This is a genomic window from Rodentibacter rarus, assembly GCF_001998965.1.
In the GTDB taxonomy this organism is placed as follows: domain Bacteria; phylum Pseudomonadota; class Gammaproteobacteria; order Enterobacterales; family Pasteurellaceae; genus Rodentibacter; species Rodentibacter rarus.
On the sequence record NZ_MLHJ01000101.1, the window covers coordinates 1 to 17728 of the forward strand.

15 protein-coding genes and 1 riboswitch are annotated in these 17728 nt (G+C 38.5%); of the genes, 12 read left to right on the forward strand and 3 right to left on the reverse strand.

Going from position 1 to position 17728, the window contains the following annotated elements; genetic code table 11:
• Positions 1-206 precede the first annotated feature (206 nt).
• The 4 genes from BKK50_RS09715 to BKK50_RS09730 all read left to right on the forward strand — a co-directional run bounded on the left by BKK50_RS09715 (position 207) and on the right by BKK50_RS09730 (position 5683).
• Positions 207-1379, forward strand: a complete 1173-nt coding sequence (locus BKK50_RS09715; protein WP_077417613.1) for a multidrug effflux MFS transporter — start codon at positions 207-209, stop codon at positions 1377-1379.
• A 376-nt stretch (positions 1380-1755) separates the two neighbouring features.
• Positions 1756-2061: a hypothetical protein gene (locus tag BKK50_RS09720; protein ID WP_077417614.1), complete on the forward strand. Its 306-nt coding sequence runs from the start codon at positions 1756-1758 to the stop codon at positions 2059-2061.
• Between the two features lie 297 nt (positions 2062-2358).
• Positions 2359-3609, forward strand: coding sequence for an HlyD family secretion protein (locus tag BKK50_RS09725; protein ID WP_077417615.1), 1251 nt, complete (start codon positions 2359-2361; stop codon positions 3607-3609).
• A gap of 4 nt (positions 3610-3613) precedes the next feature.
• On the forward strand, positions 3614-5683 hold the full coding sequence (locus BKK50_RS09730; RefSeq protein WP_279625576.1) for a peptidase domain-containing ABC transporter: 2070 nt from the start codon (positions 3614-3616) through the stop codon (positions 5681-5683).
• 52 nt (positions 5684-5735) lie between these two features.
• Here the strand turns inward: BKK50_RS09730 and BKK50_RS09735 are convergent, their stop codons facing one another.
• Entirely contained in the window at positions 5736-7496 is a 1761-nt protein-coding gene (locus BKK50_RS09735) for an ABC transporter ATP-binding protein/permease (RefSeq protein WP_077417616.1), read from the reverse strand.
• 57 nt (positions 7497-7553) lie between these two features.
• Positions 7554-9728 carry a TonB-dependent receptor gene (locus BKK50_RS09740; protein ID WP_077417617.1) on the reverse strand — a complete coding sequence of 725 codons (2175 nt, stop codon included), beginning with the start codon at positions 9726-9728 and terminating at the stop codon, positions 7554-7556.
• A 149-nt stretch (positions 9729-9877) separates the two neighbouring features.
• Positions 9878-9968: riboswitch (TPP riboswitch) on the forward strand.
• Positions 9969-10043: 75 nt separating this feature from the next.
• On the opposite strand from BKK50_RS09740, the gene BKK50_RS09745 reads away from it, so the two are divergent.
• Genes BKK50_RS09745 through thiE form a run of 7 tightly spaced genes read left to right on the forward strand, consistent with a single transcriptional unit; the run spans position 10044 to position 15453 of the window.
• Positions 10044-10775, forward strand: coding sequence for an ABC transporter ATP-binding protein (locus tag BKK50_RS09745; protein WP_077417618.1), 732 nt, complete (start codon positions 10044-10046; stop codon positions 10773-10775).
• Complete coding sequence (locus tag BKK50_RS09750) at positions 10772-11524, forward strand: ABC transporter permease (protein ID WP_077417619.1); 753 nt, start codon at positions 10772-10774, stop codon at positions 11522-11524. The genes BKK50_RS09745 and BKK50_RS09750 overlap by 4 nt, the downstream gene beginning before the upstream one ends.
• A 12-nt stretch (positions 11525-11536) precedes the next feature.
• A complete protein-coding gene (locus tag BKK50_RS09755) occupies positions 11537-12478 on the forward strand; it encodes an ABC transporter substrate-binding protein (RefSeq protein ID WP_077417620.1) in 942 nt (313 codons plus the stop codon).
• A gap of 12 nt (positions 12479-12490) precedes the next feature.
• Positions 12491-13138, forward strand: a complete 648-nt coding sequence (gene tenA, locus BKK50_RS09760) for a thiaminase II (protein ID WP_077417621.1) — start codon at positions 12491-12493, stop codon at positions 13136-13138.
• Between the two features lie 19 nt (positions 13139-13157).
• Complete coding sequence (gene thiM, locus BKK50_RS09765) at positions 13158-13949, forward strand: hydroxyethylthiazole kinase (RefSeq protein ID WP_077417622.1); 792 nt, start codon at positions 13158-13160, stop codon at positions 13947-13949.
• Positions 13942-14757, forward strand: coding sequence for a bifunctional hydroxymethylpyrimidine kinase/phosphomethylpyrimidine kinase (gene thiD / locus BKK50_RS09770; protein WP_077417623.1), 816 nt, complete (start codon positions 13942-13944; stop codon positions 14755-14757). Before thiM ends, thiD begins: the two co-directional genes overlap by 8 nt.
• A 15-nt stretch (positions 14758-14772) precedes the next feature.
• The gene (gene thiE, locus BKK50_RS09775) at positions 14773-15453 is read left to right on the forward strand and encodes a thiamine phosphate synthase (RefSeq protein WP_077417624.1); all 681 of its coding nucleotides are present in this window, start codon (positions 14773-14775) and stop codon (positions 15451-15453) included.
• 123 nt (positions 15454-15576) lie between these two features.
• Here thiE and BKK50_RS09780 read toward each other — a convergent pair whose 3' ends face one another.
• Positions 15577-16971: an MATE family efflux transporter gene (locus BKK50_RS09780; protein ID WP_077417625.1), complete on the reverse strand. Its 1395-nt coding sequence runs from the start codon at positions 16969-16971 to the stop codon at positions 15577-15579.
• A 41-nt stretch (positions 16972-17012) separates the two neighbouring features.
• Here BKK50_RS09780 and BKK50_RS09785 point away from each other — a divergent pair, with 41 nt between their 5' ends.
• The gene (locus tag BKK50_RS09785) at positions 17013-17624 is read left to right on the forward strand and encodes a riboflavin synthase subunit alpha (RefSeq protein WP_077417626.1); all 612 of its coding nucleotides are present in this window, start codon (positions 17013-17015) and stop codon (positions 17622-17624) included.
• The last annotated feature ends 104 nt before the right edge of the window (positions 17625-17728 follow it).

Genomic DNA, 17728 nt, shown 5'->3' on the forward strand with positions numbered 1-17728 from the left:
CAACTGCTACATAATACCGCTTTTTTCATAAAAATGCCTTCATATTCTATTAAAAAGGCTTTGCATTATAATGAAACCATATCTTAAAACTAGGTTGCCATTTGGAAATAGACTTTTTCTTCTTATGAAATAATAAATAACGAAAATGGATTGAAAGGAAAAACGGGATTTGTATAATCAACATTTTTTACTTTTCGGAGAAGTATATGGCAAAAGCCAATTCAAAAGCCTTTTTAGTGATTTTACTCGGTGTGCTTTCTGCATTCGGTCCTTTCGTTGTGGATCTTTATCTTCCCTCACTTCCACAACTGGCACATTTTTTTGATACCTCCACCTCCATGACACAGCTCACCCTAACCACTGCGATGATAGGGCTTGCCGTAGGGCAGTTACTACTTGGACCGATTAGCGATAAATTCGGGCGTAAAAAACCACTGATGATATCATTGCTGGTTTATATTGCCAGCACGATATTGATTATATTTTCTCCGAATATTGAAAGTATGATTGTATTGCGTGTTATACAGGGGCTCTCTTCTGCCGGGAGTGTAGTGATTTCTCGAGCGGTCGCAACGGATCTTTATCGGGGTCGTGAAATGACACGTTTTTTCGGATTATTAATGACGATCAACGGAATGGCACCGATTGTTTCCCCAATTTTAGGCAGTCTTTTACTAGAATATGTGAGTTGGAAAGGTGTTTTTATTTTTCTGGCTTTAATCGGTGTATTGGTTTTTGCTTTTTGTTTCCGATTAAAAGAAAGTTTAAACCCTGAAAATCGTTTACAAGGTTCAGTGCTTTCCACCTTTTCAACCTTCGGTGTGATTGCAAAAAACCGCCTATTTATGAGTTATGTGGGGATCGAAAGTTTCTTACTTGGGGCAATGTTTGCTTATATCTCTGCTTCACCTTTTATTTTACAAAGCTTCTATGGATTGAGTGCCTTTGCCTTTAGCCTGTGTTTTGGCGCAAATGGGGCGGCATTAGTTATTGGGGCAAATACTGGCGGAAAATTATCAAATCGAACCGCACTTTCTATAGGCGTATGGGGGGGTCTCATTGCTGCCGGTTATACCATCGCCACTTTATTGCTTCAACCCTATTGGCTATTTGTGGAAGTCGGTTTCTTTTTTATGTTGCTTTTAATGGGAATGACATTCCCCTCCATTTCTTCATTAGCCATGGAAAGCGAACGCCAATATGCAGGCAGTGCTTCAGCTTTATTGGGTTTTGCCCCTTTCTTTTTAGGGGGGATCGTTTCACCGTTAGTGGGAATTGGCGACATTTTTTATGCCACTTCTGGGGTAATTTTTGTTTGTGGTTTGATCTCCGTGGGAATTTATCTCTCAATTAGGGGGAATGTTACCGAACTCAGATGAGTAGGATGGATTTTGCTTATTAAAATAATATTGTTTCTTTTGATGTTGCTTGTAGAAAGCGTGATGAAAAAAGGAAACCGGATTAGAGCCGGTTTCCTTTTATCATATCTAAGAGGACATAACAAACTACCTATTGCTGAATTCCATGTAAGCATTCATACCACATAAAGATGAAATTCTATCATCATATTCCAAATATACTTTCCTACGATATACCGATAGATACTACATAATCTTATTTTTGCTCTGAAATAAATTTCTCCACTGGTCTAACAAGTAAATAATTTATTTTCATATTGAATGATAATTATTATCTATATGAAAACTATAAAGTTGTCAAGCCTGAATTAAACTTATCTCTAATAGGAGAATTCTTATGATTGAAATTAAAAACGATTGTTGTTTGCATCATATATCAGGGGGGAACTATAGTGGTGGAGATCCTAATTGCCCTGGTTGTAGAGGAGACTGGGATGATAAACCTGATGTTAATTTTAATAATTGGGGAGGAAAATATTCAGGAGCTTTATCTGTTGCGGGTTCTAGATTTGGTTACCAAGGAGCTATAGGTGGATATTTAGTTGGAAGCGCCCTTGATATAATTGATTTTCAAAATTTAGGTGAAAATTATAAAAACTATATCATGGATGGAATAAAAACTGGCAATATGCCTAATGATTAATTATGAAAGATAAAAATGTCTACACATTTGGAGTGATAATAGCATTATTTTTTATTATGCTATATCACCGTTATATCAATGTTTCTATAATCTATAAGGTTTTAATAGATATATTAATTTTGTATTTTATACCTATTTTATATCAGAAAACGTATTATTACATTATTAAATTATATGGAAGCATTTTCAATAAAAATAATTAACTATGACAATGGAAGAATTAAAATGTTTAGTTAGTGTTCTATCAGGTTAATTTTCCATTTTTATTTTAGATAATTTAATGAAGTATACTATATCATGTTCAGACAAGAAGCAATAAATTATAAAAAATGGAAAAGTACAGCTTTATTAATTTATTCCATTCCTAGTTGGTTGGTTTTTCTAGTTTCTTTTTCCTTAATAATATTGTTTATTTCATTTTTTATTTTTGGAAGTTATACCAGTCGCGAAAGAATAGTAGGTGAAATTACAATGCAAACTCATCCTATAATTTTAACGGCTAGTAAATCAGGTTATATTTCCGAAAGTTATATTAAACCGAATCAAATAGTTAAGAAAGGTGATTTACTGTTTAAAATTAGTTTAGAACGCATTTCAAAAAGTGGTGACACTAGTTTAAATTCTATTAAATTATTACATGATCAAATTGAAGCTATTAAATATGGAATTCAGTTATTACGAAAAAATGAAAAAGATACTATTGCTAGTATTAATAAGCAAATTGTCAATAATAAACGTCTTTATCATGAGCGCTATAAATATTTAAATGAATTAGAAGAAAGTAAAGAGAAGTATGCTGAACAAATTGAAATCTATGAAAATTTATTTAAACAAGGTTATTCCAGTATTGATGAAATAAATAATCAACGAGCACGTTATTTTTCACAAAGAGCCTTGTATGATAATATTAAGACTGAATTAATTCAGCAAGAATCTATGATTTTAAATTTACAAAATGAGATTGAAGTGCAAAAAAATAATTTCAGAGAGAAAATTATTCAATATGAAATACAAAAAAGTGATTTAGATATTCGTTTGCTAGAATTTGAATCAGTATCAGAAATCATCATTAATTCGCCAATTGACGGTATAGTTGATTCAATCAGTGCTACTGTGGGGCAAATTATAAAAGAAGGTGATCCTCTTTCTCAACTTTCTCCAGTGGAAAAAGGCAGATACCAATTGGTAATGTGGGTGCCAAATAGTGCAATTCCTTTTGTAAAACTTAATGATGAAATAAATATTCGCTATGAGGCATTTCCTTTTGAAAAATTTGGGCAATTCAAAGGAAATATTAAATCTATTTCGACTCTTCCAGCTTCGTTACAGGAACTAAGTTTTTATAAAAATATCCCTCTGGAAATTAATCAGAATATTCCTTTATATAAAATTATAGTTGATATTCCAGATCAACATATTATCTATAATCATAAGGCCTTATTCCTTATGAGTGGAATGAAGGCTGAAGCTACATTATTTCTAGAAAATCGCAAATTATATGAATGGATGCTTTTTCCACTTTATCAATTAACAAAAAATATGGAGTAAAATAGTGCAATTAAATTTTAATTTATTTAAAAAAGTACCTGTTGTGCTTCAAACTGAAACTGCTGAATGTGGTTTAGCATGTATTGCAATGGTGTATAGTTATTACAATGGGGATTTGAATTTGTTTAATTTGCGTAACCAATATGGTTCATCTTCTCATGGTCTTAATTTACAAAATTTAATCAATATCTCTCGTCATTTAGGATTAATTACTCGTCCACTCTCGTTAGAATTAGAAGAGGTTAGATACCTTAGACTACCATGTATTTTGCATTGGGATTTCAATCATTTTATTGTACTAACTAAGGTGATGAGAAAACACTATATTGTGCATGATCCTGCATTTGGCAAGAAAAAGTTGAGCAAAGCAGAATTTTCTAACCACTTTACAGGTATAGCGTTAGAAATATGGAGTGAAGTTAAATTTGAAAAGAAAGAAAACAAAAATGAAATTAGTTTTTACGAAATACTAAAACATATTTCAGGTATTAAAGGAGAATTATTAAAGATTTTTGCATTGTCCGTCTTGATTGAGATAATTAGTTTATTGATGCCGATTGGTACACAATTAGTAATGGATCACGTTATTCAGGCAAAAGATCAATCATTATTATTAATTATTTGTATTGGTTTATTTTTATTTGCTTTTTTCCGTAGCATTGTAAGTATATTTCGATCATGGGTTTCACTGAAAATGGGATATCTAATCAATTTTCAATGGACTTATAGTTTCTTTTCACATTTACTCAAATTACCGTTAAATTTTTTTGAAAGACGCCAAGTAGGAGATATTCACTCCCGCTTCAGTTCACTAACAACCATTCAAAAAACTTTAACTGGTAGTATTGTATCTATAATTATTGATAGTGTGATGGTTACTTGTTTTGTGGTGATGATGGTGTTTTATGGAGGATGGTTGTTTTTAGTGGTTCTCAGCTTTTCAATTATTTACCTAATTTTGCGTATGATCATGTATTTAACATACCGGCAAATTTCTGAAGAACAGATCATTAAAGATGCCAAAACACACTCGCATTTTATGGAAACACTATATGGCATTGCTACCCTTAAATCACTTGATATTTTACAAAAACGTGAGGAACAATGGATGTCTCTCAATGCAGACTCTATTAATAGCAGTATTCGTATTACTAAACTAGATATGTTTTTTAGCGGTATTCATTCTTTTATTTCAACAACAGAACAGATTACGATTCTTTGGATTGGTGCTAGTCTTGTGATTAATAATACAATGACACTCGGCATGTTCGTTGCTTTTAATGCTTACCGAGGTTCTTTTTCATCTCGCATCGGTGAATTAATTAATACCTTTTTCAGACTGAAAATCCTTTCATTACATCGTGAACGTATTGCAGATATTGCACTTAATGAAGTAGAAGAAGAAAGTAGAAATTCATTTTTCTTTGAGGGTGAAAGTGCTTCAATAATAGTAGAAAATTTAAATTTTCAATATGACCCATTTTCTAAACCAATTTTAGATAAACTCAATTTAACTATTCACTCGGGGGAAAGTGTTGCTATTTCTGCTCCTTCTGGATTTGGTAAAACTACACTATTGAAATTAATGGCAGGTTTACTCAAACCAAATGCAGGAAAAATTTATTTTAATCAATTAGAGATCCATCAAGTTGGTTTAGATAATTACCGTAAGCAAATAGCTTGCATACTGCAAGATGACAAGTTTTTCTCTGGCTCTATTTTGGAAAATATTGTTAGTTTTGCTGAACAATATGACTATAATTTTGCAGTTGAATGTGCCAAAATTGCCAATATTCATGAGGAAATTATGGCAATGCCGATGAAATATGAAACCTTACTTGGAGAGCTTGGTAATAATTTATCTGGGGGGCAACGTCAGCGTTTATTTATAGCTAGAGCTTTATACAAAAAGCCAAAAATTTTGTTTATGGATGAAGCTACTAGCCATTTGGACGAAAAGAATGAACAAATCATAAATGAAGCTATTTCTAAGCTGAAAATTACTCGGGTAATGGTGGCACATAGACAATCAACATTGAAGAGTGCAGATAGAATTTTGTACTTAGCTTCATAATAGTGATTCAATGATATATTAGGATTTAGATTAAGCAAAGATATCGATGTTTCTACACAATACACACCTCCAATTTCAGTTGTTTGTTGTGAAATTGTTGAAGGGTGTTGCGGTGGCCGATACTGAGGATAATCATATTCGGCAAGCGTTCTTTAATAGTTTTATAAAGTTGATATTCAGTCTCTTCATCAAGGGCTGAGATGGTTTCATCTAGGAATACCACATCCGGCTTGGTGAGCAGAATACGAATAAAAGCAACACGTTGTAATTCACCCGGGGATAAAATCGCTTGCCAGTCGTTTTCTCTATCAAGGGCGTTGATGTATTTTTCCAGACAGCAATCACGCATAGTTGAAATCAGATCGGGATGATGCGGATTAATATCCGGATAGCAAATAGCGTCACGTAGTGAGCCTTGTGGCATATAAGGTCGCTGTGGTAAGAATAGACTTCCCATACAAGGATGTTCGGCAATCCCAATGGTTTCAAAAGGATAAATACCCGCAATGGCTTTAAGCAATGTGGTTTTCCCCGTGCCGGATGCCCCTTGAATGAGCAATGCATCGCCATTTTTGAGGGTGATATTCATATTATTGAGCAGAATTCGCCCTTGTTCATCTTTTACCCCAAAATCTTTCAGCGCGACATGGTTTGAGCATTTGTAGGGTTGGCTGATTTCGGTGTGATCCAACTCATCTAATTTTGTGATAAAGCCATATAAACGATTAAGACGAGCTTGATAAAGGGTAAATTCTTCATAAAACAATCGGAAGAAAGAGAGGGCGGTCATCAGCCGATTAAAGGCTTGGACAGTTTGGTGCATATCGCCTAATTTAATTTGTCCGGTAAAAAAACGTGGGGCTTGCAACATTAAGGGAAATAACTTGGCAAAACGGGTTACACCATTATTAAATCCGTCTAAGCCCAACATTTTTAATACAATCGCCCAGCGGTTTTGAATAATTTGAGCGAATTTATTTTTGAGCAAAATTTGCTCTTTCGGTTCGCCATGATAAAAAGCGATGCTTTCTGCATTATCGCGTACTCGAATTAAGGAATAGCGATAATCACCGTTGAGTTTTTCTTTATTAAAATTGAGTTTTATGAGTGGGTAGCCAATCCACACCGACATCAGCGTGGCGAAAATAATAAAGGCATAAATAAAGAACACCACACCCTTTTCAATATTCAAACCAAAGAGATTCAGCACACCGGAAAGCGACCAAAGAATAAGGGTAAATTCAATGGTGGTGAGCACAGAATTAATCATTCCACGCACAATTTGTACGGTGCTGGTGATAAATTCTCGTGCATCTTGTTCAATACGTTGATCGATATTATCAGGCAGTTCCCGTTCATATTTGAGGCGGTAATAGTTTTTATTTTTCAGCCAACCTTTAATCAAAATACCATTAAGACTTTCTAACCAACGGATTTCAAAAACTTGGCGTAGAAAATAATCAATAATGGCGTGTAATACTTGAATAAGCACTAAAAAGGCATTGAGTTTTGCAAAGAACCAAAATTTATCTGCATTTAGTTCTTGCATTGAGCTATATAACCCATTGTAAAAAAAGGAATTAAGGACACTAAAACGCACTTCAAGCAAAATCATTAGGAAAAGCAACAGCAACATAGCGAGAAGTTGAAGGCGATTTTTCTTTGTCACAGAGGGGGCAGTAATTCGCCAAAATTTCTTGCCAAAGGTGGTTTGCTTGAGGGCGGCGATACTGAGTGTAAAACAGATCACGACCCAAAAAAGTGCGGTTAAAATCCAGCTAAAACTGTTATTGAGCTCGGTTTGCCAGTTCATAAATTTCCATAAACGAAAAAAGGGCGAAATGCTTTCGCCCCGATAATATGCAGTAAATTAGAATGAATATTCCGCCTTTAACCAATAAGTACGTGGCATACCTAATACCGCAAAGCTACGATCATATAATCCACGTTGTACTTGCCAATAGTGTTTATTAAAGGCATTTTCAATACCCGCTCGCAAGGTTATATTTTGTTTTTCTCCGACTTTCACGATATATTTTGTACCAAAATCCACGGTTGTATAGGAAGGTAAACGATAGTTTGCGGCAGTATCCTGATAAGACTTACCATAGTATTGAATAGCACTATTGAGTGTTAAATTTTTAATGAAAGGGGTGTCCCATTCAATCGCCACTTTTGCAATCCAGCGAGGGCTGGTCACTTGAATACCATTGACAATTTCGTCAGCATAAGTCGGAAAATCAAAGAGTTTTGCTTGGTTATAGGCAAAACCAAGTGATGGACGTAAAGTGCCTTCAAGTAGGGTTGCATAAGCATTGAATTCAATACCTCGGTTGCGTTCTTTCCCTTGTTCTTTTCCTGACATCATTGCCAATGCCGAATTTTTTTGACCACGTACAATGCCGGGACGACGAATTTCATAAATGCTTAATGTTGTAGTGAGCAATTCGCTCCAATTTTTGCGAACCCCCAATTCAAGTTGGCGACTCACACGAGGGCTATTCATTTCCCCGGTCTCCGGATCGGCTTTACCCGGCTCAAGATCTTCTAAGTAGTTACCGTAAATAACTAAATTTGGATTTGGCACATAGGCTAAGGCAACCATTGGACTGAAACGATCCGATTTGAGTTCCGTTCCTGTTGTTTTATCTAATTGTTTAATCCATTGGAAACGCCCACCAACTGTTAAACGAACAGTATTATCAAGAACGCTTACGGTATCGGAAATCGCCAAACTACGAGCGGTAAGTTTATTATCCGTTCCTTGGGTATTTGCCGTAAGATCGAAATTATTTGGTGACAAGACACCAAAATTAGGTTGATAGATGGAGCCACCTGAGATTCTACCGTTTGTACGACTGCTTTGATTGTGATCTCGTTCACGTGTAACATTATCAAATGCCAAACTCCAGGAATGGAATAACGGACCTGTTTCTAATTCACCTTGTAATTTCACGTTACCGCTCGTTGTACGAGAGAGAAAATTAATCCCACGGATGCCGGTAATATCAAAATCACCATTAGATTGAATTCGAGTGATTTGACCAAACGCCCCTGAGTATTGGGATTCCATATAGCCGATTCCACCGGATAGCATCATATTGTAAGGGAAGTCATATTCAAATGTGCCCATAATGGTTTGATCTTCGGTAGTTTGACCAATCCAGCGAGGATTTAAATTCGTTTTACCATTAGGTGCGCTTGGTATGAGATAAGTTAAGTTTTGCATATCTTGTAAACGTGCACGTCCACCATGGGTTGTCCGTTTGCTATACATATAGTCTATACCAATGCGTAGTTGATTACCTCGATAATCTGCTCCAAGGGCAAATTCTTTATTACGTTCATCATAATTGCTACGTGGAGTATCGCCATCACGGTATTTTCCATTTACTCGCACACCCCATTCGTTATTCGCCCCCAATCGGCGACCGAAATCAAACGTTTCCTCTAAACGATTATTACTATACCAAGCAAAACCTAATTTATTGATTGCCTCATCAGTTGCCCGCTTGGTTTCGATATTCATTGACGCACCGGCTGAACCCTCCGGATCCATACCTGTTGTTGCAGTCGAAGCACCTTTAATTAATTGGGCTGAAGCGACGCCGGCAGTCGGTGAATTATAGGTTGAGTATAAACCGGCTAGACCATTCACACTGACCTGACGCATATCAAGTTGCAAATTTCTTACATAGAGACCGGAAAGCGTATTTGTTTCACCACCAAAATTCATCACCGAAGGATCGATCTTAGAAATAGCATCAACCACATTGCGTGGTGATTTATCTTCAAAGGCTTTTTCATCATAATTCACAACTGAGATTGGCGAAGTAAATGCAGTTTGGCGGCCAAGCAAACTGAGGTTGACAATTTCTTTTTGTTTTTCACCTGCGGCTTTGGCTTTTTCTAATTCGGTGATGACATTGATTTGCGCTAGAACAGTATCCGAATCCACCTCAACCGGCTGTTGTATTTCTGCTAACACAGAAACAGAAACCCCGGCAAAAAGTGCGGTATAAATAATACTATGTTTAAAATTCATCGTTGCTTCCCTATAAAATACTCTCAAAAGGTCGAAGAGTATAACCGAAAATGATTAATTGGCTCAATAGGAATTATTATCATTAATTTATGAATAAAAATAACCGCACTTTGGCTTGTTTTTTCTTCAAGGGCGGTATAGACTCTTATGAAATTTAGTCGGGGTGCTGCGTGCAGCTGAGATGATACCCGTGAACCTGAAACAGTTAGCACTGACGTAGGAAACTAATATGACCATACTTCTTTTCATTTCTCATTTCCTTTTTAATTTTTCATTTTTGCCGATTAAAACCCTTTGTTAAAAAAGGGGTTAATGATGGTAAATATCCAAAATCTAAGCCTTACGTTTGGTGATCAGACGCTATTTGAACGGATTAATTTATCCCTTCATAAAAAAGAGTGGGTGAGTTTATTAGGGTCATCGGGTGTGGGTAAATCAACGTTATTACGCTTGATAGCCGGTATTAATACGCCTGGTTCAATTCAAGGACAAATCAATGTTGAACCCAATGTACGCATTGCCTGGTTACCGCAAAAAGATACGCTTTATCCTTGGTTGTCTATCGTTGATAACGTGCAGCTATATGCAGTCTTATATGGAAAAAAATCTTCAAAAACGATTGAACAGGCCAAATTATTGCTGGATAAAGTAGGAATGTTTTCTCATTTGCATAAGGCTTGCTCACAATTATCGGGCGGACAGCGCCAACGTGTTGCACTTGCCCGTACTTTAATGCAAAACGCTGATCTCATTTTACTTGATGAACCTTTTTCTGCCCTTGATGCCATTAGTCGCCATCAATTACAAAATTTGGCGTATGAATTGTTGCAAGAAAAATCGGTATTATTGGTTACTCATGATCCACAAGAAGCCTTACGATTAAGTCAGCGTATTTTGGTTTTACGCTCATTACATCCAAACAAGTCGGCAACGTTGTCAGCCCCCCTCATTCCCACAGGAAAAGCACCGCGTAAATTCGATCAAGCAAATTTATGGGAATTGCAACAACACTTATTGCAAACCTTATCAGCTAAGGAGGCAGGATGAAACGCATCTTTAAACCGATGCTGATTGGTATCGCTATGTTATCGATCTGGCAACTGATTGTGGAGATCGGCAATTTCCCCCACTATGTTTTACCCTCACCCCAAGCGGTCGGATTACAGCTGATTTCTCACTTCAATTTATTGTGGCAACACACAAAGATGACGCTACTTGAAATCGGGCTAGGGTTATTTTTAGGCTTTTTATTCGGTTTAAGTTCAGCATTATTACTTTCCTATTCCCAAAAAATTTCTACGCTATTGTTACCAATTTTGGTGATCTCACAAGCCATTCCCGTCTTTGCTATTGCGCCATTGCTGGTCTTGTGGTTGGGCTATGGTATAGCATCGAAAATTGCAATGTCCGTATTAATTATTTATTTCCCCGTTACTGCAGCCTGCTACGATGGGTTGCGTAATACAGCGCAAGCGTGGCTGGATTTAGCCAATACCTTTCAACTTTCTCCTCTACGTTTGTTATTTAAAGTTCGGCTTCCTGCCGCATTACCTGCTTTTTCATCAGGACTTCGCATTGCTGTTTCTGTTGCACCTATTGGGGCTGTTGTTGGGGAGTGGATCGGCTCTTCGCAAGGTTTGGGTTATTTAATGATCCACGCTAATGCACGAATGCAAGTGGATTTGATGTTCGCTGCATTATTGATTTTAGTTGGCATTTCCCTTTGTTTATATTTTGGCATCGATTGGCTGTTACGCCGATTTATTCCTTGGAGAAACCTTATTTATTCATCATAAAAGGAGACAAAAATGAAAAAAATGCTTCGTCATTTCATTGTACTTATGGGGCTAATGGGGAGTTTTTCTACCCTTGCAAAAGAGAAAGTGAGCTTACTGCTGGATTGGTATGTCAATCCTGATCATGCCGCGCTTATTGTAGCGCAACAGAAGGGATTTTTTGAAAAAAACGGTTTGGAAGTGGAAATTATTGAGCCTGCGGATCCCTCCCTCCCGCCTAAATTAGTGGCAGCAGGGCAAGCAGATTTAGCCATTGGATACCAACCCCAACTTTATCAACAAGTTGAAGAAAAATTGCCACTTGTCAGAGTGGGAACACTGGTTTCAACGCCTCTTAATAGCATTGTGGTATTAAAGAAAGCCGGTATTAACTCATTGGCTGATTTGAAGGGTAAGAAAGTGGGCTATTCCATCAGTGGTTTTGAAGATGTACTGCTAGACACAATGCTCAATTCCGCACAATTAACCAAAAATGATGTAGTGCTGGTGAATGTGAATTGGTCGCTGACACCTTCACTTTTAACAGGACAAGTTGATGCGGTGATTGGTGCTTTCCGCAATTTTGAACTCAACCAGATATATTTGGAAAAACAAGAGGGCTTGGCGTTTTATCCCGAAGAGTTTGGCGTACCACCATACGATGAGCTGATTTTGCTCGCTAATAAAGATAAAGTCGATTCTGCAAAATATTCCGCATTTTTGACCGCACTTGAGCAAGCCACCGTCTATTTAATAAACCATCAAGATGAGGCGTGGCAAGCCTTTGTTAGCTACAAACCGAATGAATTAAATAATGCACTCAACCGATTGGCGTGGAAAGATACTCTACCTCGTTTAGCGTTGCGCCCAAGAGCGTTAGACAACCATCGTTATCAACAAATGGCACAATTTTTACAGCAAAAAGGACTTGTGAAAACGTTACCTGAACTGAAAGATTATGCCGTGGAATTATAATAGGGAGGAAATATGATCACTCAATTCATTGAAAATGCGCAACCTTATTGGCAAAGGTACGTTGAGCATCAATTTGTTCAACAACTGGCTCAAGGAACATTGCCTAAAGCGTGTTTTCAACATTATTTAAAACAAGATTATCTTTATCTTTTCCATTACAGTCGTGCTTTTGCATTGGGAATTTTTAAAGCAAAAAATTTTAAAGAGATGGCAGTGCCACGTCAAACCTTAGACATTCTTAGCCAAGAAACCCAATTACATCTCGATTACTGCAAGCAGTGGGGAATCAGTGAACAAGAGATTGCCGATACACCGGAAAGTCCTGCTTGTATCGCTTACACTCGTTACTTATTGGATGTCGGAATGACAGGGGGATTGGCAGAGCTTTATGCCGCAATCACACCTTGTGCGGTGGGTTATGTTCAAGCGGCTGACTATATTACAACGCATTATCCACGCCTACCGAATAACCCTTATCAGGATTGGATCGACACTTATTCAAGTGCGGATTTTCAACAAGCCGCAACAGAAACGGCGGATTTTTTAACCGCACTTTGTCAATCACTCAATACAAATCAACTTGCTCATATTCAGAACATTTTTACCACCGCAACACGTATGGAAGTGAATTTCTGGCAAATGGGACTGGATTTGTCTTAACCATAAAAAGGAGATCATAATGAAATCAATCTATCTTGAAAAAATTCGGGCGCAAAATCCGCTTATTCACAATATCACCAACATTGTTGCCGCTAATTTCAGTGCCAACGGATTATTGGCATTAGGGGCTTCGCCGATGATGTCGGATAGTGAGGAGGAAATGGTCGAAATGCCGAATTTAAGCCAAGCCCTTGTGATCAATATCGGTACATTGGTTGGTAAAGAACAAAAAGCCATGTTATTGGCAGGAAAGACGGCAAATGAGAAAGGGATTCCTGTGGTGCTTGATCCTGTGGGGGTAGGGGCGACAAGTTATCGCCGAGAAACCGTCCGTCAGCTTTTATCTGAAATAAAATTTGCATTAATCCGTGGCAATGCCGGCGAGTTGGCAACCATTGCCGGTGAGGCTTGGGAAGCGAAAGGTGTTGATGCCGGTAGCGGTGATGTGGATTTGAAATCGGTTGCGCAACGTGTTGCAAAACAATATGGCTGTGTCGTTCTGATTAGTGGAGAAGTTGATGTAATAAGCGATGGAATACAAACTGCCACGGTGCATAATGGCACGCCTTTATTCCCTAAAGTGACGGCCTCGGGTTGCTTGCTGAGTGCAATCTGCGGCGCTTTTTTAGCGGTAGATTCGGGCGATCATTTTGCCGCTGCGTTAGAAGCCTGTGTGGCTTATACCGTTGCAGGTGAGCTGGCAGCTCAAGGGCTCACCTCTCAAGTGGGGCGATTCCAAATCGGCTTGTTAGATGAACTGGCGGCACTTAGCCCGGAAACGATAGTTCAAAAGGGGCGTATCAATGAATAATACACCCCAAGTGCTCACCATTGCAGGCTCAGACTGTGGCGGTGGGGCGGGCATTCAAGCAGATCTGAAAACTTTTCAAATGCAAGGTGTATTTGGTACATCAGTCATTACTGCCGTCACCGCACAAAATACGTTAGGTGTGTTTGATATTCACCCCATCCCTGTGAAAACTATTCAGGCACAACTGCAAGCCGTCAAAAATGATTTCAATATTGCGAGTGTGAAAATCGGGATGCTTGGTACGCTTGAGATTATTGAATGTGTGGCGGAATTTCTTGCGGATTGCCCATTTGGTATGTTGGTGCTGGACCCGGTAATGATTGCCAAAGGCGGAGCGCAATTGTTGCAAGAGCAAGCAATTTCAGCGCTCACAAGGCATTTATTACCCTTGGCAGATGTTATCACGCCAAATCTTCCGGAAGCAGAAGCCCTTACAGGAATTGCGATCTGTGATGAAAGGAGCATTCAAAAAGCCGCCAAATCCTTACAAAAACAGGGGGCAAAAAATGTGATTATCAAAGGCGGGCACTCACTTAATTCACAGAGCGAATCCTGTCAGGATTGGGTATTTCTTGTCGATGAAAGCCATTTTGTGTTGGAAAGTCCACGTTTTCACACGCCACATACACACGGTACGGGGTGTACCTTTTCCGCTTGTTTAACCGCAGAATTAGGGAAGGGAAAATCGTTACAAAGTGCGGTCAAAGTTGCCAAAGATTTTATTACGGCAGCGATTAGCCACCCGCTCAATATCGGTCATGGACATGGACCAACAAACCATTGGGCTTATCGTGATTTTGTCAACTAAAAGGGGAATGATGAAATGCAAAAAATTCGAGAGATCCTACCGCTTTACTTTGTGGCTGGTACACAAGATTGCCGTCATCTAGGCGAAAATCACGCACAAAATTTACTCTCTGTGCTGAAACAAGCATTAGATGGCGGGATTACTTGCTTTCAATTTCGAGATAAGGGCAAATTTTCCCTTGAACACTCACCGGTCGCGCAGAAAAATTTAGCCATTGCCTGTCGGGATATGTGCCGTGAATATGGCGTGCCATTTATCGTCAATGATAATGTGGATTTAGCCTTTGAACTTGAAGCAGACGGTGTCCATGTCGGGCAGACGGATATGGCGGTGGAGGTGATTCGGGCAAAAGCGAAGCAGGCAATGATTGTCGGGTGGTCTGTGAATGTGTTGGAAGAAGCAAAAATGGGTGAAACGATGGCAGAGATTGATTATTTTGGCATTGGACCGATTTTTCCCACAAACTCAAAGGAAAATGCTAAGCCAACCCGTGGTATGGCGTTTGTGCAAGAATTACGAAATGCCGGTATCACCAAGCCCTTTGTGGCGATTGGTGGGGTGAAGTGGGAACACGTTCGCACTTTACGAGAATTGGGGGCGGATGGTGTGGCGTTGATTTCTGCGATCTGTCAGGCTGAAAATGTTGAAACGATGACCAAAGCGTTGAGGGTGGCAAGCTTAGGAGAAAATACCTAAAATTTTATTCCCTTCATTTAGGACGTGAATTGAAGGGCGGTTGTAAAAACTCAATGAAAAATGACCGCCCTTTTTGTTTAATCCTCTCTATGTTTAACTATAAACGGAAGGCAAAGCCATTACCTATTTCAGTTTTTCTAATCGAGCCATTAACACATCATCATTCAAACTTTGTATTTTTCTCATTCGATAGAATAGTAAAACCGCAGCAAAGGTCAGGGATACCACAAAAGCGATCCAAAAACCTTGAGCGCCAATATTCGGGATAAGCAAATTGGTTCGTGCAAGCGTATAGCCTAATGGTACGCCAATGATCCAATAAGCAAAAAGGGTGATATAGAGAATGACTTGGGTATCTTTATAACCCCGTAGCACACCGCTTACCACCACTTGAATGGTATCGGAAAATTGGTAAATGGCAGCAAGTAAGAGCAAGCCTGTCGCCATACTAATGACGATTTCATCTGTCACAAAAATAGCGGCAATTTCATAGCGGAAGAAGATCGTGATAAATGCAGTAATGACCGTGATCGTTAAACCGAGTATTAAGGCGGCATAAGCAATATTTTTGGCTTTTTCAGGCGAGCCCGAGCCTAATGCTTGCCCCACAAGGATCGTGGTTGCCATACCGATGGACATCGGAAACATAAAAATAAAAGAACTGGTATTTAAGGCAATTTGATGACTTGCCACAATAGTTGCTCCAAGGGGGGAAAGCAATAGTGCGGTAAGGGCAAAAAGTGCCACTTCGCAGCAAAGCGCAACCGCAATGGGTAAACCAAGTTGTAAGAGTTTTTTTAGTGTTATCAGGTTCGGTTTTTCAATCACTTGGTGGAACACTTTTAACTGACGTTCTTGGCGATTAAAGTAAGAATAACCCATCATCATTAAGCACATTGACCAGTTCACAATAGCCGTTGCCACACCACAACCCACAGCACCTAGCGCTGGTACGCCGAGTTTACCGTAAATAAAAATATAGTTGAGTGGAATATTAAGCATTAGCCCAAAAAAAGCAATTACCATTGCCGGTTTGGTTTTCGCAATGCCGTCATTTAAGCAACGGAAATTGACGAGCAGTAAATAAGCCGGTAATCCCCAAACCATCGCCTGTAAATAATCTCGAGTGATTTGCGCCATATGTGAATCCATTTGCATCAATTGCAAAATAAAATCATTGTAATAAATCAATAATCCAAGAGGAATGCTGCTTGCCAGGGCAATCCAAATCCCTTGACGAACCTGATGGGCTATACGATGGCGTTGCCCGGAACCATTTAAATAGGAAATGGTTGGGGGCAAGGCAAGCAATAAACCATGTCCGAAAAGGACTAATGGCAGCCAAATAGATGCACCGACAGAAATGGCCGCCATATCGGTGGAGCTCACTCGCCCCGCCATAATGGTATCCACAAGTCCCATGGAGTTTTGAGCGACTTGTGCCAACAAAATAGGGATAGCAATTTTAATTAATTTTTTAATATCAATGTGATATTCGGATAAAAGACGAAAATTCATAAATTTGATATACTACGCAAAAATTTGATGGAGAAAAATTTATGTTTACCGGAATTGTACAGGGGATCGCCCCCATTCATTCGATTACAGAAAAAGCACATTTTAGAACACAGGTTGTAAAATTACCACCTGAAATGAGAAAAGGGTTAGAAATTGGTGCGTCCGTGGCGAATAATGGGGTGTGTTTGACAGTCACTGAAATTTATGATGATTTAGTCAGTTTCGATTTAATGCAGGAAACGCTGCGAATTACGAATTTGGGCGAATTAAAAGCCGGGGATTTCGTTAATATTGAACGGGCCATGCAAATGGGTGATGAAATTGGCGGACATATTTTATCCGGTCACGTGTACTGTACTGCGGTGATTTCCGACATTATCGCAACAGAAAATAATCGCCAAGTGTGGTTTGAATTGCCGAATAGGGACGTGATGAAATATATTTTAACCAAAGGTTTTGTTGCGGTCGATGGCATTAGTTTGACGATTGGTGAAGTGAAAGATAATCAATTTTGTGTGAATTTGATTCCTGAAACATTACAAAGAACCTTGATGGGACAACGTAAAATGGGGGATGTGGTCAATATTGAAATCGACCCGCAAACTCAAGCGATTGTCGATACGGTGGAACGTTATCTATCAGCTCGTTCTTAAAAGAAAAGTGCGGTTGAAAAATACGGCATTGTGTAGCCAATGTACAAAAATAGAGATTTAACAGAATGTAGGGACATACTGAGTATATCCGTTATAAAATCAAA